Below are 26486 nucleotides of genomic sequence, written 5' to 3'. Positions count from 1 at the left end.
GGTTTGCCTATTTTATATATGTCATGAGGAAGACTCAATTCTGTTATCGGTTGTCTTGCAGCATTTCGAGTAGTTCTTCCTGTGTCAGTGCATGAGAGATGTCAGAACCCTCAAGAAGAGAGTCAGAAAGGTTACGCTTTGTCTTATGTAGACGTAGTATCTTCTCCTCAATGGTGTGCTGACTAATCAAATGATAGACTGTTACGTCCTGTTGTTGTCCTATTCGATAAGCACGGTCGGTAGCCTGCTGCTCGATGGCAGGATTCCACCATGGATCAAGATGGATGACATAGTTTGCACCCGTAAGGTTGAGTCCCAATCCTCCAGCCTTCAGACTAATGAGGAAGAAAGGACACTTCCCTGACTGAAACTCCTTGACTAACTTCTCGCGCATAGCCATCGGTGTGCTTCCGTCAAGGTAGAGATAAGGAAGTTTAGCATTGTCCATAGCCTTCTTTATCTCCTCGAAGAAACTGGTAAATTGGCTGAACACGAGGGCTCGGTTGCCACTGTCGTTGAGGCTCTCAGCCAAGTCGATGAATGCAAGAACCTTACTGCTTGGGAGTTTCCACTTCTTATCAACTAACGAACAGCTACATGCCATCTGGCGTAAACGGGTGATTTCAGCCAATACAATCATCTTGTCAGCTTTTTTGTCAAGCACCTTCTCTTCCACATGACGACGTCTTATCTCATACATAGCCATCTCTTCAGACGACAACTCCACAGGTAGTTTTATTTCATTCTTAGCTGGTAATTCATCGATAACTTCTGCTTTTGTTCTCCGCAACAGGAATGGAGATATCAGTCGACGCAGCTGATTTTGTCTGTTTTTGTCGTTCTCACCTTCAATTGGTAGGATGAATTTCTGCTTAAATTGCTCTGCACTTCCCAAAAGACCAGGGTTAATAAACTGGAAGAGGTTCCACAACTCAGCTAAATGGTTTTGAATAGGAGTACCCGTAAGGATAACCTTTCGCTGTGCTTGTAGCTGCATAGCTGCCTTCGACATCTTTGTGTTAGCATTCTTAATGGTGTGTGCCTCGTCAAGACAAACTATATTCCATTCACGTGCAGTGAGGTCTTTCTGCTGAATATTCAATAGTGCATAAGTAATGATAATGACATCACCAGCCTTGGCTTCCTTAATATCTTTTGAGCGATCCTCGCTCTGATTGAGTACAGTAAGGTTCAGTGTCGGTGCAAATCGTTTAAGTTCGTTGCGCCAGTTGGGTACAACAGATGCTGGTGCAACTATCAGTGAGGCACCATTTGCACTCTGTTCAAGGAGTAGGGTAATGGTCTGGACAGTCTTTCCTAATCCCATGTCATCAGCAAGACATACACCAGCTCCCCATGCAGTCAATCTTGACATCCATTCAAATCCTTCTTCTTGATAATCACGTAGTTGTGCTTGTAGCGTCTTGGGAACGACTGGCACCTCCTTACTGCAGGTTTCAATACGCTTACGCAAGGCATCTATCGCTTCATTATGCTTGATATCTAAAGATGAATCATCTAACAGATCGCCTATTAAAGAGACAGCTGCAGGAGCCATTTGTAGGTGTGAACGGCTCTCTGTTGTCACTGTGTCGAGTCGTTTAAGAATACGTGAAAGTTGGCTACTAAGGGTGATAAACTCATTGTCACCAATGCGAATAAACTTCTGTTTATAGTTTTGCCGCATAAGTTCGAGCAGTTTCTGGAGAGAGATAACTTGTCCTTCGCTTATTTGTACATTACCCTCTACCTCAAACCAACCGTTTTTCGTTTTGAAAGAGATGTGTGTTGTACTACTATTAATGTTGGGATGGTAATTTATTTTACAGCCTTCAGCCCATTCCAAAGTACAAATATCTTGATGTTCCTTGCACCATTCTATAAAAGGAAGTAACGACAGAAGTGAAAGACCTAAAGGCTCGTTGATACTCTGGGGAGTCCATGTGTCCTCTTCTTCGAGGACCTCAGACACTAGCAAACCTTCGTTGATGGCCTTTAAGTATTCCCGCTCTTTCTTTAAATTTCGTACCAGTTGTACTTTCTGTCCATCTTTTTCTGCGATTGTAGTGATATTACCCTTACCTGGAACAAACAGCATGCTTTCAGAAGCTCGTACAGAAGCAGTCATTAAGAAGTTATGGTTCTTGTCTGGGACGATGCGGAGAATGATACATGGAGAAACGTCAACTTTCTTCATAGAGTCAAGCTCTGCAACCATATTAGAGTGTATCTCAGTCTTACCTCCAATAGCTGTTATTAACTTGACAAGATAGGGCTCGGCCTCTGCGGGGTAACTTGCCTGAGTAAGTATCTCCTTATATGTCTTGTATTCAAACTGAGTAGGCGTAAAAACAGAGTAGTCTGTCTCCGTATTCTTAGTAAAGAAGAAAGATGACCTTATCCCCTTCTCTAACTCAATTACATTGGTAGAGACGCTAAAAGAACCATCTTTTTGTTTATTAATAATCAGATGAGGCTTGTCTAAATGGACCGCTACAGGGATGAGATTATTGGTGTTGCCTATATAGATATGGTCACAATCGATAAATAGATATAAATACTTCTCTATATAAATACTATATTCCCAAGTAGAGATTTCCGTCTTGACATTCTGATCAATACTGTCAAAGCATGGCTCATCGAGACTCTTAAACTCCTGAATAGATAACTCCCTACCCACAGACCAGCTTCCATTCTTTAGCTTTCGTTTGAGGATTGGGACTATGATACCATATCGTAAGATATATATAAGTTTAGTATTATACTCCGTTTCACCTTCTTGTACATCCTCTGTTTGGTTTTCTGCAAGGAGTGATTCAAGACGAAGTTGCCAAGCAGACTTTATCTCCAGTCGGTTAAATAAGGATGTCCCTCCGAAGAGCTCTTGCAGTTGATGAGGTTTAGCGTCCTCCTCCTTTGAACATGTCTCAAGTTGTAGGTACGCCCAGTTAGGTGCTGTTGGTGGTATCTCAGCACTTTTTGGGGTCTTTCCTAATCGTTGATATAATATCCATGTTAGCCAGCTCACCGCCTGCGTATTGGCATCGTTGCGTATTGTCATGAAATAAATATCATTGATGTGTGGGTCTTTTTTGTCACAGAAATAATCTCTCAATGGTGAAAGTATCATTGATGACAGGTTTATAAAGGAAGCCCCCTTCTTGTTCGCCATAGTCTTCAGCTTCTGTAAGGATGATTCTGTATTGACGAAAATAGCAGCTAAGGCAAAGTAATAGTTTGAGATGGGGTTCGTGAAGGTACCTTTTATTATGGTTTGCTTGTTATGGGCTGCTAATGCCTTAGTGTATAATTTGTAGGCTAAAGAGTAATCGTCCTTGTATAAAGCACCAATCGCAGCTATCTGGAGGGTAAAGGAGTTGGCTATAGAAGTATGTAAATCAATGCAGAGCTTACCTGTTCCTAAGTAGTAATAGAAGGCAAAGATTCTAATTGATTCAGAGCTCTTTATATTCCCTTTTTTAGTTGTCTTATCCTGTATAATAAGTTCTTTAAGGTAATCCCAATCTAATTGTTTGTCTTGTAAGAGTGCTCTAAGCAGGTTGTCATCTATAATAGACAATAAGAGATCATCTGGTAGCGAGCTAAAGAATGGTTTATACAATCTATCATCAAGAATGTCGTAAGAACAGTAACATAGTTCTATTGTTGTCTTATAATCTGAATACCTTACTGCCTCAGGCTCCTTTTCAGCAATAAGATATACAATGAGTCTGATTAAAGGGTCGAGTTGGCTAAGTCGTTTCTTTTGCTGAAATAGACTTCTTATACTCTTCAAAAGAGGTTTATTCTTAGTCTTAAAGAGTTCGACAATGGCTGGTATTATTATGTTTCTATCTGCGTATATAGTTTTTGTATTATACGAAACTTGTGACTCATACAGCATATTATTAGTAAGTAACTGTTGTAGAGTTAACTTAAAGATAGCGGGAGACATTATTTTAGAAGCCAATACACTAAGCTCAGTTTTTCCTACTTCATTATGATGAAAGTAGGACATCAGCATAAGAAGTGATTGTTCATTAGAGGAAAGAGATGAGAAAGGTGTCACTTTGAATAGAATCTTAATTAATGAATGAATATACTTTTAAGATAGATGTATGATGGGGGGATAAACGTATTTAGTCCATAAGAGGAGTAGAGAGGTTGGGGAAATACAGACGAATCTCCTAATATGTATGATAGATAATACCTGCTAACAGGTGTGGAGTATTTTATATTTAGATGAGAGTAAATGGACTATATGCAGTTAGACCTTTATGATTATAATCAATCTATGGTAAGATCCTTATGAACATAAAAAGTTTATAGTATCCTAAATGAACTCATATTGCATGAGAACATTTAAGATACTATATTCGTTTCGATTACTTTGTTTGTTCAGTAATAGCGTTCTTAATCAATCCTTCCAGCTCCTCTGCAAGTTCTGGATTATCTTTGATCATAGCCTTGGTAGCATCACGGCCTTGTGCGAGTTTGGTACCGTTATAGCTAAACCAGCTACCACTCTTCTGGATGATGCCGTATTGAACACCTAAGTCAACAATCTCACCAATCTTTGATATACCCTCACCGAAGGTGATCTCAAACTCTGCTTTACGGAAAGGAGGTGCTACCTTGTTCTTAACAATCTTCACACGAACCTGGTTACCAATAACTTGGTCGCCATCTTTGATAGATGTTACACGACGGATATCAAGGCGAACAGAACTGTAGAACTTCAAAGCGTTACCACCAGTAGTTGTCTCTGGGTTACCAAACATGATACCGATTTTCTCACGCAACTGGTTGATGAAGATACAACAAGTATTGGTTTTTGCGATTGTTGAGGTAAGTTTACGCAACGCCTGACTCATCAATCGTGCCTGTAAACCTACTGCAGAATCACCCATATCACCCTCAATCTCCTTCTTTGGGGTCAAGGCTGCTACTGAGTCAACTACGAGAATGTCAATTGCAGATGAACGAATTAACTGATCAGCAATCTCTAATGCCTGCTCACCATTGTCTGGTTGTGATATCCAAAGATTATCAATATCCACACCTAACTTCTCTGCGTAGAATCGATCGAATGCATGTTCGGCATCAATGAAGGCTGCTATTCCACCCTGCTTCTGTGCCTCTGCAATGGCATGGATAGCCAATGTTGTCTTACCAGAACTCTCCGGACCATAGATCTCTATAATCCTACCACGTGGATAACCACCTACACCAAGTGCCGTGTCAAGTGCCACACTGCCCGTTGGGATTACCTCTACCTGCTCTATCTGCTCATCGCCCATACGCATGATAGACCCTTTACCAAAGTCTTTCTCTATCTTAGACATTGCAGCCTGCAAGGCTTTCAACTTGCCTTCAGCTGCTGATGTTGTCTCTTCTTTTGCCATATACTATTGTCTTATATTCTGATTGATATAATATTATTTATTCTTCTTTCTGCTCTTTGGGTAAGGTAACACCTCTACCAAGGCCTTAACAACTTTGACAGCAAAGTCGGTCTTTGACACATCTAAGATGTAGTGTTCCTTAGCTCCTTCATAAGGGAATCCACGTTCGGCAGATAGCATCATTGACTTAATTGCCTCGTGTTCTTTGACATACGGTATATTGTCACAAACTATGATAACAGGCTTTTCGTCAACATAAACTATGTAGCCACCAAACATCTTCCTACATCTCACAGTCCCTGCAGCAGATATCTGACTACTGACAAATTCAATAAAGTCCAAAGAGCAAGCCATCTTCTTATAGTTCTAAATCACCTCCAAACTCCTCATGCCAAGGTAGTCCCTGTTTATTGAGAACCTCCAAGAATGGATCTGGGTCGAAGTCTTCCACATTCCAGACACCTGGCTTACACCAAAGACCCTTGAAGAACATCATTGCACCAGCCATTGCTGGTACGCCAGTCGTATAGCTTACGCCCTGCATACCTGTTTCATTATAGGCATCCTGATGCTTGCAGTTGTTATAGATGTAATAAGTTTGTTCCTTACCATCCTTGATACCACGGATACGGCAGCCGATAGAGGTCTCGCCATCATAGTTCTCACCGAGGTCTTGTGGGTTTGGCAATACTGCTTTCAGGAACTGTAAAGGTACAATCTTAACCTTTGCAGTCTTACCAGAACCGTCAGCTAATGGTGCTTCATACTCAATCTCATCGATACGACTCATACCAAGGTTCTGAATACAATCAAGGTAAGTAAGGTATTGCTGACCAAAGGTCATCCAGAAGCGAGCACGCTTAATTGTCGGATAGTTCTTGACTAATGACTCCAACTCCTCGTGGTGCATCAAGTAAGAGTCGCGTGGACCGATATTTGGATAGGTAATATCTTGATGTACTACCAATGGTTCTGTCTCAATCCATTTACCATTCTCATAGTAAAGACCCTTTTGGGTAATCTCACGGATATTGATTTCTGGGTTGAAGTTAGTTGCAAACGCTTTGTGATGGTTACCTGCGTTACAGTCAACAATATCGAGATAGTGAATCTCATCAAAGTGATGCTTTACTGCGTATGCAGTGTAGGCTTGTGACACACCAGGGTCGAAACCACAACCGAGGATAGCTGTTAAGCCTGCTTTCTCGAACTTATCTTTATAAGCCCATTGCCAGCTATACTCGAAGTGTGCCTCATCCTTTGGCTCATAGTTAGCTGTGTCAAGATAGTTGCAACCGCAAGCTAAGCAGGCGTCCATGATGGTGAGGTCCTGATAGGGTAGTGCCAGATTGATTACCAGCTCAGGTTTGAAGGAATTGAAGAGCGCCTTCAACTGTTCAACATCGTCTGCATCAACCTGTGCAGTCTTGATGTCAGCCTTGTAGCCTTTGTCATGAATAGCCTTAACCAGCGCATCACATTTCTCTTTACGACGGCTGGCAATCATGGACTCCGTAAACACGTCCTGGTTTTGGACAATCTTAAAAGCGGCTACAGTGGCTACACCACCTGCGCCAATCATTAAAACTTTTCCCATAGTTCAATCCTATTCCTTGTCATATTATCCTTTCTCTCCATTCCAATGAGGGGGAAAAGGGAATGTTATGTTAGGAATTCTTATTTTATAATTATTGTTTTTATGCTTTTTTCTTACTTAATCTTACGGTCAATCTCTGATGAGGTTATGCCCATTGCGTTTAGTAGTGAATAGCCTAAGATTTGCTGTTTGAAGTTGCCTCCTTCGAGTGGTTGCATTGCAAACAGCGTGATATGTTTTAGCTCATCATCTACATCGCGAAGCGTAGATCGTAGTGCACTCATCACATGCCCATCCTCTGCATTTGGTATTATCATAATACGCTTAACCTCTTCATGATTAAGAATGGTCTTCAGAAGGTCGAGAAGAACATAGTCTTTCTCGGCTGCTTCATCACCAGTAGCAATCGTATTGATAATGAATTCTCCAAGTTGAACATCTTTGAAAGCTTGTCCGTTCAACTCTTTCTCATAGTCAGACGGGACAAAGTTCTCAAGTTTTCGATTCTTTCTGTCATGTAGAAGCACTACTTGTGTCTCATGATTTCCTGGCTTCAATCGTCCGTCAAGGGCTATGTTTACAGCCCACTGACTGAAATCAGTAGCTGGAATACGACGGTTAAGCATTCGCTCAAAGTTGACAATGAGGTCGAACGCAACATGGTCTATATAATCACCATCCACGATGATGATATTCTCACTCCATTTAATGTTCTGTGCTTCTTGTGCATTCATAGCTACAAAGATACATTAAATCAAGCAAAATGCAAAATAAATAACTTCGTTTTTAATGCTTTATCTGTTTGTGTGATTTATAGATAAAGATAATTATAGCAAGGAAGATAAGGGAGAACAGTACTATTGATGACATGGGAAGCATTTGGGCAGAACATGCTGTAAGATACAATATAACTACCATTAGTATGGGCATAATGGTACGGATAGCCTTTGGATTGCTCTTTCTTCGACTTTGTTCGCTCAATAGACTTGTGTCGTATGGGTGCTTCTCTTGGTTGATAATCAGTAGGAAGACGATTATTGAAATAGCAGGATGTGCCAATATAAGATACTTAGGACCGTAGCTGTCTGCCTCTCCACCAATGTTCCAATGTAGGATAATCGTCTCTGGTCCACTCAGAATACAATATAATGCAATTATTGTAATAGCAATAATAATGGCTAATGATAAGATTTTACTTTTCATATTCGGATTGTTGTCTACGTTAGGAGTAACTGTCTTCATGTACAAATATACGCATAATCATGGTAAATTCAAAGCGAATATGTTGTTTTTTCTTCTCTTAAACAAAATAGATTAAGAGCGTATTCATGATGGCTTTTTATGTTGTTTATTCTCTTTCTTCAAATTCTTTTCATGAGTGAAAATATTTTTTTCATGAAAAAAAGAATTATGTTCACGTAAAAAAATATTTTTCTTCATGAAAATAATTCGTAGTGATGTCTTTTTTGTCTCAGAAATGTTGAGTAGGAATAGTGATTTTGTTATGCTTTTGAGGGTGTGCTGAATGGTTTTTATCAATTATAAAGAGTAGGTCTGTAATCTGTTTCGATGGCTGTGAGAATATGTATAAACAATCAGTAAGAGACCTTTCTATGGTAATAGGACTGATAATATGAAACGTGATGAATGATTAGAGACAATAAAAAAGAGGCCTCTCCATTGTGGAGAAGCCTCTTAGCGTATGTTATATAGTGATTAAACTATATCAATTTAGTCTGTGCAGTAGGCGATTATGCCTCTTCACTCCAGTCTTCCTTGGTCTTGCGAACATAGCTCTTGTAACGTAGCTTAGCCATATCCTCACAAGCCTTGAAGAGCTCTTGACCCTCGTTTGGATAAGCTTTGAGGACAGAGAGGAAGCGAACCTCACTGTGAAGGAACTCTTGGAACTTGTCCCAATCTGGCTCCTTAGAGTCGAGAGAGAATGGGTTCTTGCCTTCTTCTGCCAACTGTGGGTTGTAACGCCAGAGGTGCCAGTAACCACAAGCAACAGCGTTTGCCTCCTGAGCCTGGCTGCGACCCATACCACCCTTAATCTTCAAACCATGGTTGATACATGGAGAGTAAGCGATAATGAGTGATGGACCTGGGTAAGCCTCAGCTTCACGAATAGCCTTTAAGGTCTGTGCGTTGTCAGCACCCATAGCTACCTGAGCTACGTAAACATAACCGTATGTAGTTGCCATCAAGCCGAGGTCCTTCTTACGGATACGCTTACCCTTAGCAGCGAACTGAGCGATAGCACCGAGTGGAGTAGACTTAGAACTCTGACCACCAGTGTTTGAGTAAACCTCAGTATCAAGTACTAAGATATTAACGTCTTCACCAGAAGCGATAACATGGTCGAGACCGCCGTAACCGATATCGTATGAAGCACCATCACCACCGATGATCCACTGGCTACGCTTAACGAGATAGTGGTCGAGAGTCTTCAACTCTGCACATACAGGGCAACCCTTTGCTGCACCAGCCTCGATTAATGGCTTCAACTTAGCTGCTGCAACCTTAGAAGCATCAGCATCGTTCATGTTGTTAAGCCATTCTTGAGCTGCTTCCTTGAACTCTGCAGATACATGCTCGTCATCCATAGCACCGCTAAGGAGCACTACGATGCGCTCACGCATCTTCTTGTTACCCATAGCCATACCCATACCGAACTCGCAGAAGTCCTCGAACAATGAGTTGTTGAATGCAGGACCGTGACCTTCCTCATTAGTTGTGTAAGGAGTAGAAGGTACTGAAGCAGAGTAGATAGAAGAACAACCAGTAGCGTTAGCAATCATCTCACGGTCACCGAAGAGCTGTGAAACGAGCTTAACGTATGGAGTCTCACCACAACCAGCACATGCACCAGAGAACTCGAACAAAGGCTGAGCAAACTGAGAATTCTTAGCGTTTGACTTGATATCTACCAAGTTCTGCTTGCTCTTAACGTTCTTAACAAGGTAGTTCCAGTCGGCTGCACGACGTGTAGCTTCCTCTTCACCTGCAACAAACTGTGTCATTGACAATGCCTTGTTACCCTTCTTACCTGGGCAGACATCAGCACAGTTGCCACAACCTGTACAGTCAAGAACTGATACTTCGATACGGAATTGCATACCCTTGAGCTGCTTTGGAGCAAGGATATCAAGTGTTGGCTCGTTGAAGCCAGCCTTCTCTGCCTCATCCAAAACGAATGGACGGATACAAGCATGAGGACAAACGAATGCACACTTGTTACACTGAATACAGTTCTCAGCATCCCATGCAGGAACAAAAGCAGCTACACCGCGCTTGTCGTAAGCAGCAGTGCCAACTGACCATGTACCGTCAACGGTGCCATGATTAACGAAGTCAGAAACCTTCAAGAGGTCACCTGCCTGTGCGTTCATAGGACGAACGAGTTCCTTAACGAATGCTGGAGCGTCGTCAACCTTAGCTTCATCGTCTGGAAGGTTAGCCCATGCTGGGTCAACAGTCAGTTGTTTGTACTCGTTACCACGGTCAACAGCAGCGAAGTTCTTGTCTACAACATCCTGACCCTTCTTGCTATAACTCTTAACGATGAACTTCTTCATCTGGTCTACGGCAAGGTCGAGAGGGATAACCTCTGTGATACGGAAGAAAGCAGACTGTAGGATGGTGTTGGTACGGTTACCAAGTCCAATCTCCTGAGCAATCTTTGTTGCGTTGATATAGTAAACGGTAATATTGTTCTTAGCGAAGTAACGCTTTACCTTGTTAGGTATAAAGTGTACGAGTTCATCACCCTCAAAGATTGTATTCAGCAAGAATGTACCGTTCTTACGCAATCCACGCGTTACGTCATACATGTTCAGATAAGCCTGAACGTGGCATGCAACGAAGTTAGGAGTATTTACCTGATAAGTAGAACGGATTGGGCTATCACCGAAACGGAGGTGAGAACAGGTGAAACCACCTGACTTCTTAGAGTCGTAAGAGAAATAAGCCTGGCAGTGCTTATCAGTGTTATCACCGATAATCTTTACTGAGTTCTTGTTAGCACCAACTGTACCGTCAGCACCCAAACCATAGAACTTAGCCTCGAACATGCCTTCACCACCTAATGGAATCTCTTCAACCTCTGGGAGAGAAGTGAAGGTTACGTCATCAACGATACCTACTGTGAAGTGATCCTTTGGCTCTGGCAATTCAAGATTATCATAAACAGCGATGATCTTAGCTGGTGTTGTATCAGCTGAACCAAGACCATAACGACCACCAACAATCAGTGGCTTGTTCTCAACATCATAGAATGCACTCTTAACATCGAGGTACAATGGCTCACCCTCTGCACCTGGTTCCTTTGTACGGTCAAGTACTGCAATACGCTTAACAGACTTAGGAACTGCAGCGAGCAAGTGCTTAACAGAGAATGGACGATAGAGGTGAACGGCAATCATACCAACCTTCTTACCCTGAGACATCAAGTAGTCGATAGCCTCACGAGCTGCCTCAGTTGCTGAACCCATCAAGATGATGATATTCTCAGCATCCTCAGCACCATAGTAATCAAAGAGGTGATGCTCACGACCAGTAATCTTGGTCAATTCGTTGAGATAGTGCTCAACAACCTCTGGTACGTTTTCGTATGCGCTGTTAGATGCCTCACGATGTGTGAAGAAAGTCTCAGGGTTCTCAGCAGTACCACGTACAACTGGGCGCTCAGGAGTCATTGCACGGTCGCGGAAACGCTTAACATCTTCCTCGTCAACCAATGGACGGATGTCTTCCTGGTCAAGACACTCAATCTTATGATACTCGTGTGATGTACGGAAACCGTCGAAGAAATTGATGAAAGGAACTGATGTCTTCAATGAAGCAAGGTGAGGAACTGCAGAGAGGTCCATTACCTCCTGTACAGAACCAGAGCAGAACAATGCGAAACCAGTCTGACGACAAGCCATAACGTCCTGATGATCACCGAAGATACAAAGGGCGTGGCTTGCAAGTGTACGTGCTGAAACATTGAATACACATGGCAAAAGCTCACCGGCAATCTTATACATGTTAGGAATCATCAATAGAAGACCCTGTGATGCGGTGAAGGTTGTCGTGAGAGCACCAGACTGTAAAGAACCGTGTACGGCACCAGCTGCGCCACCCTCTGACTGCATCTCCTGTACGCTAACAGTCTGACCCCAAAGGTTCTTACGTCCACGTGCTGACCACTCGTCTACGTGCTCAGCCATAGGAGATGATGGAGTGATAGGATAGATAGCAGCTACCTCTGAGAACATGTAGCTCACATGAGCAGCGGCTTCGTTACCATCACAAGTGATAAACTTCTTTTCTTTAGCCATTTTGAAATTTATTAAATGAATATTGTTATAATGTTTTTGGTCTTGCCTAATATAGGAAACCCATTAGCCAAAGAGGTACTTGATTGTCTTTCCCAACTTCGGTATTGTATATAATATAGGTTGTGTCGTTACTGAATCGTTTCTTGTTCTTTCCTGTATCACAAACCTTAAATTTGTCTTTCTGACTGATAATATATGTACCAGGCTTATTACTTTCGTTTACTAAGCAGACTTCTTGTAGCGCATTGACAAAGAATGTCTCCATAAGTTGCTGATCATCAAGATGGATAGGATAGATGGCATATATCAAGTTGGAGTTCTGTAGCATTACCTTTGCAGGTTTCTTTGGAAACTCCTGACCTACTGGGTAAACAAGACTTATGAGTCGTGCATCAGCGAGATTCTTGATGTAATTCATCACAGTAGCTCGACTTGTATTGATTTCTTTAGCAAGGTTACTGATGTTGGGTGCCTTTGGACCTTCCAGAGCAAGAAGATAAAATAGCTTCTTAATCTTCGTGAGATACTTCAGATCTATTTGTTTGATGAGGAGGATATCGACCTCTGTCATCATGTTCATAGTCTTTAATAAGTTCTCAGAAAAGTTACGATGCTCTAAGAAGAAAGGGTAGAAACCATGGTGAATATAGTCTGCAAAGAAACTCATGGGACTAACCTTTGAGAGTATTTGTCTTGTTATTTCCTCGTGGTTGTTTACTATGTCTTGTAATGTGTAAGGCTCAAAGTGTTGTCCTGTCTGTAGGTTTAAGTATTCACGGAAGGAGAATCCTCTAAGGTTGTAGCTCTTTACTATGCCATTCAGTTCGGGGTTTTCTTCTTTCAATCTCATGACGCTTGACCCCGTGAAGACAATCTTCAACTCAGGATAAGAGTCATAACACAAACGGAGTTCACTGCTCCAATTTGGCTGCTTGAATACTTGATCAATTAACAATACTTTTCCTCCATGACGATAGAACTCGCCAGCAAAGTCTGCTATTCCTCTACTTTGGAAGTAAAAGTTGTTCATGTTTACATAAAGACATTGGCGATCAGTAGAGCCATAATGCTCTTTCGCATATTGCAATAGGAAGGTAGTCTTACCCACGCCTCGTGTGCCTTTGATGCCAATGAGCCTGTCGTTCCAATCGATTTCATCCATGAGCCGACGGCGCACAGGGGCATTTACGTGCTCCACCAAGTAAGTATGCGTGCGAAAGAATGCGTCCATCTTGTTCTCTTTATATAATGTTATGCACATGCAAAGTTACTACTTATTTCTCTTATTTGCAAACTATAGATAGCAAAAAATGATTTTTTTATTTTATTTTGTGGTATATTTGCTTTGATGTACCTTTGCACAACATAAATAAAGGACATCTATGACATTACATATATTCAATCCCGAGCATGATATAGCATTAGCTTATGATAATAAGTATTTTACGGCTCCACACGCTGGGAGGCTACTTCGTCACGATTTAGATTATCTTCCTGTTCTTTGGGCAGCGGAAGGTGACTACGTTCTTGTAGAGAACATTGGCTCTGCCAAGCAACATGCGCTTCGCTTTCAACGTTACGGTGAGCAGGTTAACTTTGTAAGCAGAAACGATGTAGAGCGTCTTTCTGAATATATAGATAATGTGTCACCATGGGGATGGGACGCTGCCTTGAAATTTCAATTAGAACAGATGGGCGTTAAAACAGCAGTTCTTCCTACTGACAAAGAACTTGCCGATATACGAAAACTTAGTAATCGACAGTTCTCTTCTGCCGTGTTAGAGGATGTACAGACACAACTAGCTAATCCAATCTTGCTTGGTAAGGCTTTTTATGTAGACTGTTTTGCGGATTTAGAAAGCATGCTTCAAACGATAGGAAAGGCTGTGATTAAAGCGCCATGGAGTAGTAGCGGGCGCGGCGTACGCTATGTTGATTCAATCTTGGAGCCAGCTTTGGCTAATTGGGCTAAGAATGTTATAAAGATGCAAGGGGGAATAATGATTGAACCCTATTACAATAAGGTGAAAGACTTTGGTGTTGAGTTCTATTCTGATGCTGAAGGTGTTCACTATGCGGGACTATCTGTCTTTCATACCGTTAATGGGGCGTATCTTGGTAATAGCCTTGCTGATGAAGTAGAGAAGAAGTCTATCTTGTCTACTTATATCTCAGAAGGTCTGTTGAAGGATGTAATAATATCCTTGGAGCAGTTGCTTACCAGTCAGTTGCGTGGTGTTTATAGAGGTCCGTTGGGTGTTGATATGATGATTGTTGCGGCAGAAAAGGGGTTTATGCTTCATCCTGTTGTCGAAATAAATCTACGACGTACGATGGGACATGTTGCTTTGTCGCTATCAAGTCGGCATGAACTCTCTGATAGAATAATGCGAATTGATTACGACGGGGCGCACTATCATCTCCACCTTGTTCATAAGGATAGATAATGACTACTGTCAGAGAAAGGGTGTAAAAGGGTCTGCGAGTTGATATTGAGGGATAGTAAAAAGATAAGGTAATCCTAAATATTATCATATCTTGATGTCGTTTATGTGGCTTACTGAGTTTCTGAGTGATGTTTCAGATACTACATACAGTGCCTATATAATTTTTTTCTGTATGCAAAATTCACCGTTGTTCTGTGAGTGACTGAAGTGTCCTACTGCTTCATTCCTTGTCTTCATGATAACATCTTGATAACTACTTTATATCTCGGGGATAACCGCAAGTGAGTAAAAAAGTATTATATTTGTTCTATATAAATACCCTCATGTTGGGGGCATAATATCCCTAAGGTTTGAGTTTGTAATATTCAATAAATCAGTATGTTATAAGCAGCAAAGCAGAAGACGCCCTTCTTGGACCAAGAAGGGCGTCTTCTGCATACAAGAAGGGCATGTTCTTGAATATAATTAGGCCTCTTCTTTGAGCTTAAAGAGCATGTGTTGGGGTTGAGAGTCGCGAAAAATGTTGACATAAAGAGACTTGACACCTCTCCTCATAGACTCTCAACGAAGGGGAAAGGAATGTGTAGTGGGAAGGACCTCCCCCGACCCCTCCGAAGGAGGGGAGCGCCTAACGGGATATGGTTTGCTATGATTTAATATGTGACAAGGAAGGTGAAGGAGCTTAATTCTATCCATTACCATCTAACACTTAACACCCAACACCCATTAAACAAGCCATTACCACCTAACACTCAACACCCAACACCTATCAAACAAACCTTTGTCACCTAACAAAACACCTAACACCCATCAACCACTATACAAATCATTACCACCTAACACTTAACACCCAACACCCATAAAACAAGCCATTACCACCTAACACTTACCACCCAACACCCATCATTTAGACGGTTATTCATAAATAGGGAGAGGAGGAATAAACTCTTGGATTGTAGTAAAATTGATGATAAGAGACAACTGGCAACGATCATGCTTGAAACATGGTTGTCGTATGCCGATAATTAATGGAATTCTTTTCGTGGTATTGTGAGTTTGTTTACAATGTACAAACCGTTGCTTATTCAGCTATCATAACCGAATAAGGAGTAATATATTAGACTTTAGTTTGTTAATGAATCCAGTTGGATTAGTTGCTATATAGCCAGTAGACCAATACAACAATTGCTATAGCAACGAATGTCATAACAATCTTCATGACCTTATTTATAATCTTGCGACGGCGTGCAGCTGATGAAGAAGGGGGCTTAATTCCTCCCGTGTGATGGTGCGTATGATGATGCCTTGTCATGTTTTAGAGTTTGTGTGAGCCGGTTCTCCTGTATAGAAGTAACCCTTTGTTTGTTAATATAACTTTACACTAATTGTGACAAAGGTACAAAAAATCACAGATACAACCTAATGTATCCGTGATTTTCTTAATTTTAATTTATTTTAGAAACGGAAACTTAATTCCAAGTCGAACATTGAGTAGTTCGGATGACCTGCAGGACCATTCAAGGAACGGTCGTGAACGTAAGAATAAATACCACTTAACGCAAGGCTCTTAGTAAACTCATAATCAAGTCCTAAGTCGTATTGTGTGCGCTGCTTATCTGCTCCATCAGATGGCTGATACATATCGTAACGTGCCTTGGCATGTAGCTTCTTAGGAATGATAGGTGCAATGACTAAAGCATAAACACCCTGAGCTTTGTCTCCATCTGCACTAAGATTGCAGTCTGTAGCTGCCGAAGCATCTGTGTTACTCAGTGCTTTAGCGAAGGCATTACCAGTAGAATGTACGTATTCAGAACGTACTGTCCAGTCTTTAACCTTGTATTCTGCAGAGAAGGCATAGCGTCGTTGTTGCAGACTACGTACACCAGAGTGTGTGGTTCCGGCTGCGTCTGTCCACGTACCCTTGCGAGCATACGAACCTGTCCAGCCGAAACAACCTAAGCGCATACCTTCAATAGGCATTACCCATACGCCACCAATGATGTTCTTCTGCTGGTCGACATCTCTAACGTTGATACCCTGTCCGTCGAAAACTCCAACTTGATAGTGTACAAGGTTCCTACCAGCATTATTCTTTAAGAAGTCACCTTGTATCTGTACACCAATATCACGACCGTTTGAAGGATGCGCACCAGCACGGTCAGAGAAGCTTGCCAACTTCTGAACACTTTGTGCTACGCTCATGAAACCTTGGTCGATAGGGTGGATAGGATTGTCGAATGTAAATGGATTCTTGAACTGTCCCGCCTTAACACGGAAGAATTCATATTTCTGCCACTCGATGAATAAGTCGACTACACGGGGTGATGCGCCCAAAGTAGAGGTGTTACCATTAAACTGTAACTGTGCTTTCCAATACCAATCATTTAAGATACGGCCATCAAGAGAGACACGACCAAGACGGAGGTTGAATGTGTTTGACTTGTTGTTATGCATACCATTGTATTGGTATTGAACGATACCAAAGCCTGACAGCTTAACGTTATTAATCCATTTCGGTGCTTCTTGTGCTTTGCTGAGAAGCGAGCATAGCATCATAACAGATAAGATAATTGTTTTTCTCATAACTATATGAATTTAGGTAATGATAATAGCTTAGGTTGATAACTTGGCTGTTAACGATGCAAAGATAGTGTTTTATCAAACATAAACAAAATATTATGATGTTTTTATTGTGTGTTTTTCTTTGTGATGGCGATTGATAATGTTATCCTTATATATAATAAGGTGAAATTGTCTGTGATGTCAGTAACAAAGGAGGAAAAACCTGTGAACTGACAAGACAGACAATTTTTCTTTCTATGTTATAGCTTTGCTATCTCTTTTCTAATAGTACTATATTCTCAACGTGTGGGGTGTGAGGGAACATGTCTACGGGTTGAACGGCTGCTACCTTGTAGTCAACATCGAGTAGAGCGAGGTCGCGTGCCTGTGTGGCAGGGTTGCAACTCACATAAACAATTCGTTTTGGACTTGCTCCAAGGATTACGTTTACAACGTCTTGGTGCATGCCAGCACGTGGAGGGTCGGTGATGATGACGTCTGGACGACCGTGTTCATGGATGAAGTCTTCCGTAAGGATGTCTTTCATGTCACCTGCATAGAAGAGCGTATTGTCTATTTTATTAACCTCAGAATTGACCTTTGCGTCTTCTATAGCTTCTGGAACATACTCAATACCAATAACTTTTTTGGCCTTCTTGGCGACGAAATTGGCTATGGTTCCCGTTCCTGTATACAGGTCGTAAACAAGTTCGTCACCTGTAAGGTTAGCAAACTCGCGCGCTACAGAATAAAGATGGTATGCTTGTTCGGTATTGGTCTGGTAGAAGCTCTTTGGTCCCACCTTAAATTTCAAGTCCTCCATCGTCTCAAAGATATGGTCATTTCCCTTGAAGAGAGTGAGGTCGAGGTCGTTAAAGGTGTCGTTACCTTTCTGGTTATCAACGTAGAAGAGTGATGTAATCTGTGGGAAACGGTCGGCAATATGCTGCATTAATGCTTTTGCACGTTCGTCATCTCCCTCCTCATCATAGTGGAACTGTATGAGTACCATCCATTCGCCGGTATTAGAGTTACGCACCATAATATCACGGAGTAGGCCATGCTGTGCACGAATGTCATAGAACTTCATCCCTGTCTGGTGTGCATAGTCGCGAATGTCATTACGTAGCTCATTACAAAAGTTGTCCATCAACCAGCATTTCTCGATAGGGTAGACCTTGTCAAAAGCTCCTGTGATGTGGAATCCGATTGCTCCTTCTTCTAAGCCAGCGTCTTCTGGCAGAGCTTGAAGCTCCTCAGCTGTGTACCATCTCTTGTTAGCACAGCCGAATTCGAGCTTGTTACGATATTCCTTTGTATGTACAGAACCCATGATAGGGCGGAACTCAGGAAGCTCAACCTTGCCGATACGGCTTAGTTGGTCGTAAACTTGTTGTTGCTTTGCCTTTAGTTGCTCTTCGTAAGGGAGGTTCTGCCACTTACAACCACCGCAGATACCGAAATGTTCACACATAGGTTCTTGACGAATATTGCTCTTGCTAATGAAGCGGATGACGGTAGCTTCACAGTAGTTGCGCTTCTTCTTGCGTATCTGAAGGTCTACAACGTCTCCTGGTACTACAAAAGGAACAAAGATAACCTTGTCGTCTACGTGCGTAACACACTTTCCTTCGGCTGCTACAGCCTCTATTGTGATATTCTCCAGAATGGGTAATGGCTTTCTTTTTCTACTCATAATCTGTTTTGTATTTCGTTGCAAAGTTACTAATTTTTTCTTGTTTGTGGTTTACATGATGATATTTATCGGTTCTGTGTACGCCAACAAAGTAAAAATGTAAGGTCAACATAGCAAATTTTACAGAAAAGTTTGCTACTTTACCTATTTATTGGTATATTTGCACTATACAAATAACTAAAATTCATTATCATTTTTAACTTATGAGCGAAAAGAGAGTTTATACCTTTGGTAATGGTAAGGCTGAAGGTAAAGCTGACATGAGAAATCTCCTTGGAGGCAAGGGTGCTAACTTGGCAGAGATGAATCTTATTGGTGTTCCGGTTCCTCCAGGCTTTACAATTACCACAGATGTATGTACAGAGTATTATGAGAAAGGTAAAGAGACTGTAGTAGGTTTGCTAAAGGCAGAAGTAGAGAACAGCGTTAAACATGTTGAAAGTTTAATGAACTCAACCTTTGGAGACCCATCTAACCCTCTGTTGGTGAGTGTACGTTCAGGTGCACGTGCTTCTATGCCTGGTATGATGGATACCATTCTTAACCTTGGTCTTAATGATGCTGTGGTTGATGGATTGGTTAAGAAGACAGGTAATGCACGTTTTGCTTATGACAGTTATCGTCGTTTTGTACAGATGTACGGCGACGTTGTATTGGGTATGAAGCCTGTAAATAAGGAAGATATTGACCCATTCGAGGCTATTATTCAGAAGGTTAAGGCTGAGCGTGGCATTAAGCTTGATAACGAGATGACTGTTGACGACTTGAAGCAACTTGTTGTACTCTTCAAGAATGCTATCAAGGAGCAGACCGGTAAGGAATTCCCAAATGATCCTATGGAGCAGTTGTGGGGTGCTATATGCGCTGTGTTCGACTCATGGATGAACGAGCGTGCTATCCTTTATCGTAAGATGGAAGGTATTCCACAGGAGTGGGGTACAGCCGTAACCGTACAGGCTATGGTATTTGGTAATATGGGTGATAGCTCTGCTACAGGTGTTTGCTTCTCTCGTGATGCTGGTACTGGTGAGAATCTCTTCAATGGTGAGTATCTTATCAACGCACAGGGTGAGGATGTTGTTGCAGGTATCCGTACTCCACAGCAGATTACTAAGGAAGGTTCACTCCGTTGGGCTGCTCAGCAGAATATCGATGAAGAGACTCGTGCTGCTAAGTATCCTTCTATGGAAGAGGCTATGCCTGAACTTTATGCACAGCTGTTTGCCCTCCAGGATAAGTTGGAAAAGCACTACCATGATATGCAGGATATGGAGTTCACTGTACAAGAAGGTAAGCTCTGGTTCCTCCAGACTCGTAACGGTAAGCGTACAGGTACTGCAATGGTTAAGATTGCTATGGACCTGCTCCATGAAGGTGAGATTGATGAGAAGACAGCGCTTATGCGTTGTGAGCCAAACAAACTCGACGAACTTCTCCACCCAGTATTCGATAAGGAGGCATTGGCACAGTCACATGTGTTGACACGTGGTTTGCCTGCTTCTCCTGGAGCTGCAAGTGGACAGGTAGTGTTCTTTGCTGATGATGCTACAAAATGGCATGAGGATGGCCATCAAGTTATCATGGTTCGTATCGAGACATCTCCTGAAGACCTCGCTGGTATGTCTGCTGCTGAGGGTATTTTGACTGCTCGTGGTGGTATGACATCACACGCAGCCGTTGTTGCACGTGGTATGGGTAAGTGCTGTGTCAGTGGTGCTGGTGCTATCATGGTTGATTACAAGGCACGTACCTTGGAAATTGATGGAACTATAATACGTGAGGGAGATTATATCTCTTTGAATGGTTCAACAGGTGAAGTTTATCTTGGTGAGGTGAAGACTCGCCCTGCTGAGGTTACAGGTGACTTCGCAGAGTTGATGGACCTTTGTAAGAAGTATAGTAAGCTGGTTGTTCGTACCAACGCAGATACCCCACATGATGCAGAAGTAGCAAGTAATTTCGGTGCTGTTGGTATTGGCCTCTGCCGTACAGAGCACATGTTCTTTGAGAACGAGAAGATTAAGGCTATGCGTGAGATGATTCTCGCTAACAGTACGGAAGAGCGTGAAAAGGCACTTGAAAAGCTTCTGCCTTATCAGAAGCAAGATTTCTATGGCATCTTGAAGTGTATGGATGGTAAGCCTGTAAACATCCGCTTGCTCGATCCTCCTTTGCATGAGTTCGTTCCACACGACCTTAAGGGACAGGAAGTAATGGCTGAAGAGATGGGCGTAAGTGTTCAGTTTATTCAGAGCCGTGTAAGTGCACTTTCTGAGAGCAACCCAATGTTGGGTCTTCGTGGTTGTCGTTTGGGTAACACATTCCCAGAGATTACTGCAATGCAGACCAAGGCTATCCTCGGTGCGGCTGTTCAGTTGAAGAAGGAAGGATTTGATCCTAAGCCAGAAATTATGGTACCATTGGTTGGTATTGTTAATGAGCTTGACATTCAAGAGAGTATCATTCGTAAAACTGCAAGCAAACTCTTCAAAAAAGAAGGTGTTGAGGTTGAATTCAAGGTGGGTACGATGATTGAAATCCCTCGTGCTGCTTTGACAGCTGATGTTATTGCACAGAAGGCTGAGTACTTTAGCTTTGGTACAAATGACTTAACTCAGATGACCTTCGGCTATAGCCGTGACGACATCGCAAGCTTCTTGCCAAGCTACTTGGAGAAGAAGATTCTTGATGTTGACCCATTCCAGGTTCTTGACCAGAAGGGTGTTGGCCAGTTAATTCAAATGGGCGTTGAGAAGGGCCGCAAGACTCGCAAGAACCTCAAGTGTGGTATCTGTGGTGAGCATGGTGGTGAGCCAAGTTCTGTTAAGTTCTGCCATCGTGTAGGTCTTAACTACGTTAGCTGTTCTCCATTCCGCGTGCCTATCGCAAGACTTGCAGCGGCACAGGCAGCAGTGGAAGAATAAAGCGCAATAAGCTAATATACAAGCAATTAGGCTGTAACTCCTTGGTAAAACAGGGGTTGCAGCCTAATTTCATAAAGGGACGGATGTGCATTTGTATACACTTTCTGTGTACTTTTGAACACTGAAACTTACCAAAATTTACACCATAGGCGACAGGGGGACTTACCACAGACTTACCAATGATACGAACGAATAGATAAACGACAGACGATTATGGCAATATTCAAGGCAGTAGTTAGGAGACCACGCAAGGATGGCTTCTGGCAGGTATACATCCGGGTGGGTGTAGGTGTGAAAGTTGGTTATATCACGACCGACAAGTATGTAACGAGCAAGGGGCTGGGAAAGGGAAATGAGATAACAGACCCTTATGTCCTGCAATATTGTTCCAGCCTCATCATTGAGTACAACGACAAGCTCAACAGAAAAGACACATCGAGGTGGACTGTCAGACAGGTAGTGGAATATCTACGAACAGCAGACATAGATTTATGCTTCAGCGAATATGCACGGCTTCACATCGACCGTATGATTGACCGTGGACAGGAACGTAATGCACGCAATTACCAGTTAGCACTCCAGCATTTGGAACGTTTTTGTGGGACAACGAAGATAATGTTTGATGAATTGACTTCCCCTACTGTGAACAGATGGATACAGACCTTAGAACTTACGAAGCGAGCCAAGGAGATGTACCCTGTGTGTATGAGGCAAGTGTTTAAGTCTGCCATCATGGAATACAACGATTACGACAATGGACTTATCCGTATCAAGACTAACCCATGGACAAAAGTGAAGATACCAGCTGCAGACAGAACAGAAAAGCTTGCCATCAGCCCAGAAATGTGTCGTGAGTTCTTTTCTGCCCCTCTCCCAGAAAGCAAAATGAAAAGCCCTTTGCCAGAGTTTGGACGTGATGTGGCTAAAATGATACTATGCCTTGCTGGTATCAATACCGTAGACCTCTACGAGTTGAGGAAAGAAGACTATCAGGATGGACGCATCTGTTACCGTAGGGCGAAGACACGCAAGATAAGACGTGATGAGGCTTACATTGAAATACGTGTTGAGCCGATTCTTCTGCCGTTGTTTGAGAAATACAAGGCTGACGAAAATGACCCATACCTGTTTAACTTTCATTCTCGCATGACAACAAGTGACAGTTTCAATGCGAATGTTAATACTGGACTTCGCAAAGTGTGTGAGAGTATGGGCATGCTGAAAGACGAGTGGTTTTCAGCCTATACTTTTCGACATACATGGGGCACAGTGGCACAGAATGACTGTGGAGCAACTATTGACGAGGTGGCATTTGCAATGAACCACAGCAATGGGCATGCTGTAACGAGAGGATATATCAAGTTGGATTTCTCTCCTGCCTGGGAACTTAACAGGAAAGTGATTGATTTTATTTTCTTTTCTACTGCTAAGAGCAAGCAAGGATGTGCGCATGGTGTTGATGAACCGAAGACCGATACATTCAGAATTGCACCCAAATACATGATATACGCAAGAGCATATTTCAGAGGACAGATGCTTGCAGAGGTCTCGGATATTGGTTTTTCAAATATCGACGAGGTAATATCTCGCCTCGTGCCACAGCTGCCTGACACTATCCCATTGCGCTGCGCAGTACAGTTTCGGATAAAAAATGTGGATACCGACCGTGAAGCGGTGTACGAACGCACAAAGGGAAAAGGCTTCTGAATTTTTCTCATAACCGATTTGCAAATAGCAAGTCGGTTTTTTCATGCCATCTCGCTAAATGTTAATGAATTAAAAAAAATAAAAATCTCTCACGCACATGTACACACGTGTCGTCGTTTAATATATTCCATTATTATGTTATTTATGAGTGTAACGAATAAATAATATAATATTCCTTATTCCATTACGCGCGCGCGTGCGAGCTTGACTTTTGCTTCCCCGAAAAATACACTTTGGTTGGCGTTTGGTTGGCGTTTGCTACCCTTTTGGTTCACGTTTGCTACCCTTTTGGTTCACGTTTGCTACCCTTTTGGTTCACGTTTGCTACCCTTTTGGTTCACGTTTGCTACCCTTTTGGTTCACGTTTGCTACCCTTTTGGTTCACGTTTGCTACCCTTTTGGTTGGCGTTTGGTTGCTTTTTGGTTAAATGTTAATGAATTTAACATACAGGCTATGAAAAATGGAAGATTTTGCTACCCTTTTGGTTGGCGTTTGGTTCACGTTTGGTTGAACTTTGGTACACGTTTGGTTGAACTTTGGTACACGTTTGGTTGAACTTTGGTACACAAAAAGGCGTCCCATACTCACGTACAGAACGCCTCAAACAATCTTCTAACCTTAATTTAACTATGAAACCCTAAGCGAAAATTAAATTATAGCACTTCTACAAGTAGAAGAATTAGACGTTACTCACCATCTTCTTCTTCCTCGCAAAGTTCACGCAGTTTGTCCTCAATGGTGAGCGATACATTATGCGTGTTGATATTTGCATCGACGGCTTTGAGTTTCGCTTGATGAAATTCAAGCAGTCGAAGTTCAGCACTCACACGGTCATCAGCAGTTAAACTCATCTGGTCAAGCTCAAACTGCGTCAGACCATTCTCAACAGGCTCCGTGAAATACTTCTCGGAGTGAGCTCTTATGAAGCCTTTTAGTGGATTATCTTTATTTGGCGTGCCTTTCACACGCCCTCCTGTCTTCTTTCCTTTCATGTGCGACAATACTTAAAATATGAGTGCAAATATAGTATAATAACTTAGCACGCAAATTATAAGTATTGTAACATAAACTTTTCAGATATGTTAGGAAGTATTATCGGAGCAGGCGTAGGAGCAGCTGCCTCTATCTTTGGCGGCATCAGTGCTTCAAAAGCTATCAAGAAGATGAAAGCTAACCTCGAAGCACAGAGAAAGAAGAATCAGGATTGGTATGACCAACGATATAATGAGGATGCAACACAGCGTGCAGACGCACAGCGTATCCTCACAAAAACAGAGGAGGCTTTTCGAAACCGCAACAGAGCAGCACAGGGAGCAGCTGCCGTGATGGGTGGTACAGAGGAAAGCGTAGCTGCAACTAAAGCTGCGAACTCGCAGGCTTTAGCAGACGCTACAAGTCAGATAGCTGTTAATGCTGATGCACGTAAAGACCAGATTGAGCAAACCTATCAGCAAAACGACACTAATATTCAGAACCAACTGAATGCCTTAGAACAGAAGAAAGCAGACGCAATCAGTCAAGCTGCACAGGGTGTAGCATCTGCGGCATCCAATATTGGAAGCTCAATGTAAGATATACGAAAAGTTATGACGAAAATAGGATATGACCAGGTAAAACCTAATATTGCCACAGAGGGAAGTGCAATCAGCCAATCAAGCAATGAAGAAGAAAAGCAGAAGATTGACACAGCAATAGGTGCTGCCAATATAGCAAGTCAACGTGCTGAGAATGTGCATATGCGTCAAAATGGGGCTGTGCCAACCTTTCAGAATAGCACCGCCGTGGTATCACCTGTTTCTTCTATACTCCCAATAGAACAGACTCCACCACCAACTGTATCATCAACAACTCCAGATAATCATAAGGCGGACCTCATTGGCTATGACAATCAGATAGACATCTTGAAGAAAGCACAGGCAGACTATGCCAGTGCAAACGAAACTGAGGAGGAACGCAAGAAAAGGGAGAAGAGAGAGAAATCGAAGCGTGTTATAGCTGCTGTAGGTGATGGCATAAGAGCACTATCTAATCTCTACTTTACTTCACAGTACGCTCCTAACATGTATAACCCCGATGATACTCAATTGGCGAAAGTGGATGCACGGCAGGAAAAACTGAAAGCGGAGCGAGAGGCGAACAGGGATAAGTACCTCAATTACTCATTGAGAATTGGCGACCTTGAGAATGACAGAGCCAAGACAGTTAGAGAAATGGAGGCGCAGGCTGAAAGGCTTAGGCTTGCACGAGAAAAAGCTGATAGAGAGCAAGAGGAGCATAAATGGCTTGCAGACCTGCAGCCAGATAAAAAGCGTGAACAGACTGCTAAAGCGGACGCAGCTGATAGTGTTGCTAAAACAAAAAAGGTTGAGGCTGATAATGCAGATGCAATACAAAAAGCGAAACTCAATACAGAGAAAGAGCGAGGGAAGACAGAGCGGACAAAGCAGGCTGTTAACAACGCTACAGCTAATTTGAGGGGTGCACAGGTAGTTGAAAGTGGTGCTAAGGCAGCAAATGAACGTGCAGGAGCAGCCGCACATTATGCAGCTGCAAGAGCAAGTGACCGTAGTAACGTCAGCGAGTTCTCTGCGTATGACTCTAAAGGAAGAGAACATAAGTTTCGAACGAAAGATGCTGCAGATGCTTACGCTAAGCAGCATGGAACATTTAAGGAGGAAAATAAGACCGAAAAGACAACGACAACGTCAAAGGTGCGTGGCCGTACATCGAGTCGAGTCTCTACAAAGAGTTCAAGTGGTGGTGGGTATTCACAAAAGCCACCACAGAAAAAGAGTACAGGAGTGAAGTGGAAGTAAC

General features: G+C 42.4%; 16 protein-coding genes. 5 read left to right on the top strand and 11 right to left on the bottom strand.

Annotated elements, in window-relative coordinates; translation table 11 throughout:
- Positions 1–43 precede the first annotated feature (43 nt).
- The 8 genes from HMPREF0666_RS05475 to HMPREF0666_RS05440 form a co-directional block, all read right to left on the bottom strand.
- Positions 44–3796, bottom strand: a complete 3753-nt coding sequence (locus HMPREF0666_RS05475) for a DEAD/DEAH box helicase (RefSeq protein WP_232214062.1) — start codon at positions 3794–3796, stop codon at positions 44–46.
- 589 nt (positions 3797–4385) lie between these two features.
- Positions 4386–5405, bottom strand: a complete 1020-nt coding sequence (gene recA, locus HMPREF0666_RS05470; RefSeq protein WP_009011351.1) for a recombinase RecA — start codon at positions 5403–5405, stop codon at positions 4386–4388.
- Positions 5406–5438: 33 nt separating this feature from the next.
- On the bottom strand, positions 5439–5759 hold the full coding sequence (locus tag HMPREF0666_RS05465) for a TfoX/Sxy family protein (protein ID WP_009011350.1): 321 nt from the start codon (positions 5757–5759) through the stop codon (positions 5439–5441).
- 4 nt (positions 5760–5763) lie between these two features.
- The gene (locus tag HMPREF0666_RS05460; protein WP_042856023.1) at positions 5764–7002 is read right to left on the bottom strand and encodes a saccharopine dehydrogenase family protein; all 1239 of its coding nucleotides are present in this window, start codon (positions 7000–7002) and stop codon (positions 5764–5766) included.
- 113 nt (positions 7003–7115) lie between these two features.
- Positions 7116–7736 carry a DUF6621 family protein gene (locus HMPREF0666_RS05455; protein ID WP_009011348.1) on the bottom strand — a complete coding sequence of 207 codons (621 nt, stop codon included), beginning with the start codon at positions 7734–7736 and terminating at the stop codon, positions 7116–7118.
- 52 nt (positions 7737–7788) lie between these two features.
- Positions 7789–8205, bottom strand: coding sequence for a DUF1648 domain-containing protein (locus HMPREF0666_RS05450; RefSeq protein ID WP_232214061.1), 417 nt, complete (start codon positions 8203–8205; stop codon positions 7789–7791).
- Between the two features lie 548 nt (positions 8206–8753).
- Positions 8754–12329 carry a pyruvate:ferredoxin (flavodoxin) oxidoreductase gene (nifJ, locus tag HMPREF0666_RS05445; protein ID WP_009011346.1) on the bottom strand — a complete coding sequence of 1192 codons (3576 nt, stop codon included), beginning with the start codon at positions 12327–12329 and terminating at the stop codon, positions 8754–8756.
- A gap of 46 nt (positions 12330–12375) precedes the next feature.
- On the bottom strand, positions 12376–13560 hold the full coding sequence (locus HMPREF0666_RS05440; RefSeq protein WP_042856055.1) for an ATP-binding protein: 1185 nt from the start codon (positions 13558–13560) through the stop codon (positions 12376–12378).
- Positions 13561–13711: 151 nt separating this feature from the next.
- Between HMPREF0666_RS05440 and HMPREF0666_RS05435 the strand changes: the two genes are divergently transcribed.
- Positions 13712–14776: a hypothetical protein gene (locus HMPREF0666_RS05435; RefSeq protein WP_009011344.1), complete on the top strand. Its 1065-nt coding sequence runs from the start codon at positions 13712–13714 to the stop codon at positions 14774–14776.
- A gap of 1455 nt (positions 14777–16231) precedes the next feature.
- Here HMPREF0666_RS05435 and HMPREF0666_RS05430 read toward each other — a convergent pair.
- Positions 16232–17362: a porin gene (locus tag HMPREF0666_RS05430; protein WP_009011343.1), complete on the bottom strand. Its 1131-nt coding sequence runs from the start codon at positions 17360–17362 to the stop codon at positions 16232–16234.
- Positions 17363–17612: 250 nt separating this feature from the next.
- Positions 17613–19037, bottom strand: a complete 1425-nt coding sequence (rlmD, locus tag HMPREF0666_RS05425; protein ID WP_042856022.1) for a 23S rRNA (uracil(1939)-C(5))-methyltransferase RlmD — start codon at positions 19035–19037, stop codon at positions 17613–17615.
- A gap of 203 nt (positions 19038–19240) precedes the next feature.
- On the opposite strand from rlmD, the gene ppdK reads away from it, so the two are divergent.
- On the top strand, positions 19241–21961 hold the full coding sequence (gene ppdK / locus HMPREF0666_RS05420) for a pyruvate, phosphate dikinase (RefSeq protein ID WP_009011340.1): 2721 nt from the start codon (positions 19241–19243) through the stop codon (positions 21959–21961).
- Positions 21962–22174: 213 nt separating this feature from the next.
- Positions 22175–23668, top strand: a complete 1494-nt coding sequence (locus HMPREF0666_RS05415; RefSeq protein WP_009011339.1) for a phage integrase SAM-like domain-containing protein — start codon at positions 22175–22177, stop codon at positions 23666–23668.
- A gap of 687 nt (positions 23669–24355) precedes the next feature.
- On the opposite strand, the gene HMPREF0666_RS05410 is transcribed toward HMPREF0666_RS05415, so the two are convergent.
- On the bottom strand, positions 24356–24661 hold the full coding sequence (locus HMPREF0666_RS05410) for a hypothetical protein (protein WP_009011338.1): 306 nt from the start codon (positions 24659–24661) through the stop codon (positions 24356–24358).
- An 87-nt stretch (positions 24662–24748) separates the two neighbouring features.
- Here HMPREF0666_RS05410 and HMPREF0666_RS05405 point away from each other — a divergent pair, with 87 nt between their 5' ends.
- Together HMPREF0666_RS05405 and HMPREF0666_RS05400 are read left to right on the top strand one after the other, a co-directional pair.
- A complete protein-coding gene (locus HMPREF0666_RS05405) occupies positions 24749–25240 on the top strand; it encodes a hypothetical protein (RefSeq protein ID WP_009011337.1) in 492 nt (163 codons plus the stop codon).
- Positions 25241–25255: 15 nt separating this feature from the next.
- Entirely contained in the window at positions 25256–26485 is a 1230-nt protein-coding gene (locus HMPREF0666_RS05400) for a hypothetical protein (RefSeq protein WP_009011336.1), read from the top strand.
- Position 26486: the final 1 nt, after the last annotated feature.

The sequence above is a fragment of the Prevotella sp. C561 genome (genome assembly GCF_000224595.1).
Taxonomy (GTDB): domain Bacteria; phylum Bacteroidota; class Bacteroidia; order Bacteroidales; family Bacteroidaceae; genus Prevotella; species Prevotella jejuni.
This window is presented reverse-complemented; position numbering and strand designations above follow the sequence as displayed.

Excerpts from the sequence above, each read along its gene's own strand:
- recA (WP_009011351.1), bottom strand. The coding sequence starts at position 5,405 with ATGGCAAAAGAAGAGACAACATCAGCAGCTGAAGGCAAGTTGAAAGCC.
- HMPREF0666_RS05465 (WP_009011350.1), bottom strand. The coding sequence starts at position 5,759 with ATGGCTTGCTCTTTGGACTTTATTGAATTTGTCAGTAGTCAGATATCT.
- HMPREF0666_RS05440 (WP_042856055.1), bottom strand. The coding sequence starts at position 13,560 with ATGGACGCATTCTTTCGCACGCATACTTACTTGGTGGAGCACGTAAAT.
- HMPREF0666_RS05400 (WP_009011336.1), top strand. The coding sequence starts at position 25,256 with ATGACGAAAATAGGATATGACCAGGTAAAACCTAATATTGCCACAGAG.
- HMPREF0666_RS05405 (WP_009011337.1), top strand. The coding sequence starts at position 24,749 with ATGTTAGGAAGTATTATCGGAGCAGGCGTAGGAGCAGCTGCCTCTATC.
- HMPREF0666_RS05450 (WP_232214061.1), bottom strand. The coding sequence starts at position 8,205 with ATGAAAAGTAAAATCTTATCATTAGCCATTATTATTGCTATTACAATA.
- rlmD (WP_042856022.1), bottom strand. The coding sequence starts at position 19,037 with ATGAGTAGAAAAAGAAAGCCATTACCCATTCTGGAGAATATCACAATA.
- HMPREF0666_RS05415 (WP_009011339.1), top strand. The coding sequence starts at position 22,175 with ATGGCAATATTCAAGGCAGTAGTTAGGAGACCACGCAAGGATGGCTTC.
- HMPREF0666_RS05460 (WP_042856023.1), bottom strand. The coding sequence starts at position 7,002 with ATGGGAAAAGTTTTAATGATTGGCGCAGGTGGTGTAGCCACTGTAGCC.
- HMPREF0666_RS05455 (WP_009011348.1), bottom strand. The coding sequence starts at position 7,736 with ATGAATGCACAAGAAGCACAGAACATTAAATGGAGTGAGAATATCATC.
- nifJ (WP_009011346.1), bottom strand. The coding sequence starts at position 12,329 with ATGGCTAAAGAAAAGAAGTTTATCACTTGTGATGGTAACGAAGCCGCT.
- HMPREF0666_RS05410 (WP_009011338.1), bottom strand. The coding sequence starts at position 24,661 with ATGAAAGGAAAGAAGACAGGAGGGCGTGTGAAAGGCACGCCAAATAAA.
- ppdK (WP_009011340.1), top strand. The coding sequence starts at position 19,241 with ATGAGCGAAAAGAGAGTTTATACCTTTGGTAATGGTAAGGCTGAAGGT.
- HMPREF0666_RS05435 (WP_009011344.1), top strand. The coding sequence starts at position 13,712 with ATGACATTACATATATTCAATCCCGAGCATGATATAGCATTAGCTTAT.
- HMPREF0666_RS05430 (WP_009011343.1), bottom strand. The coding sequence starts at position 17,362 with ATGAGAAAAACAATTATCTTATCTGTTATGATGCTATGCTCGCTTCTC.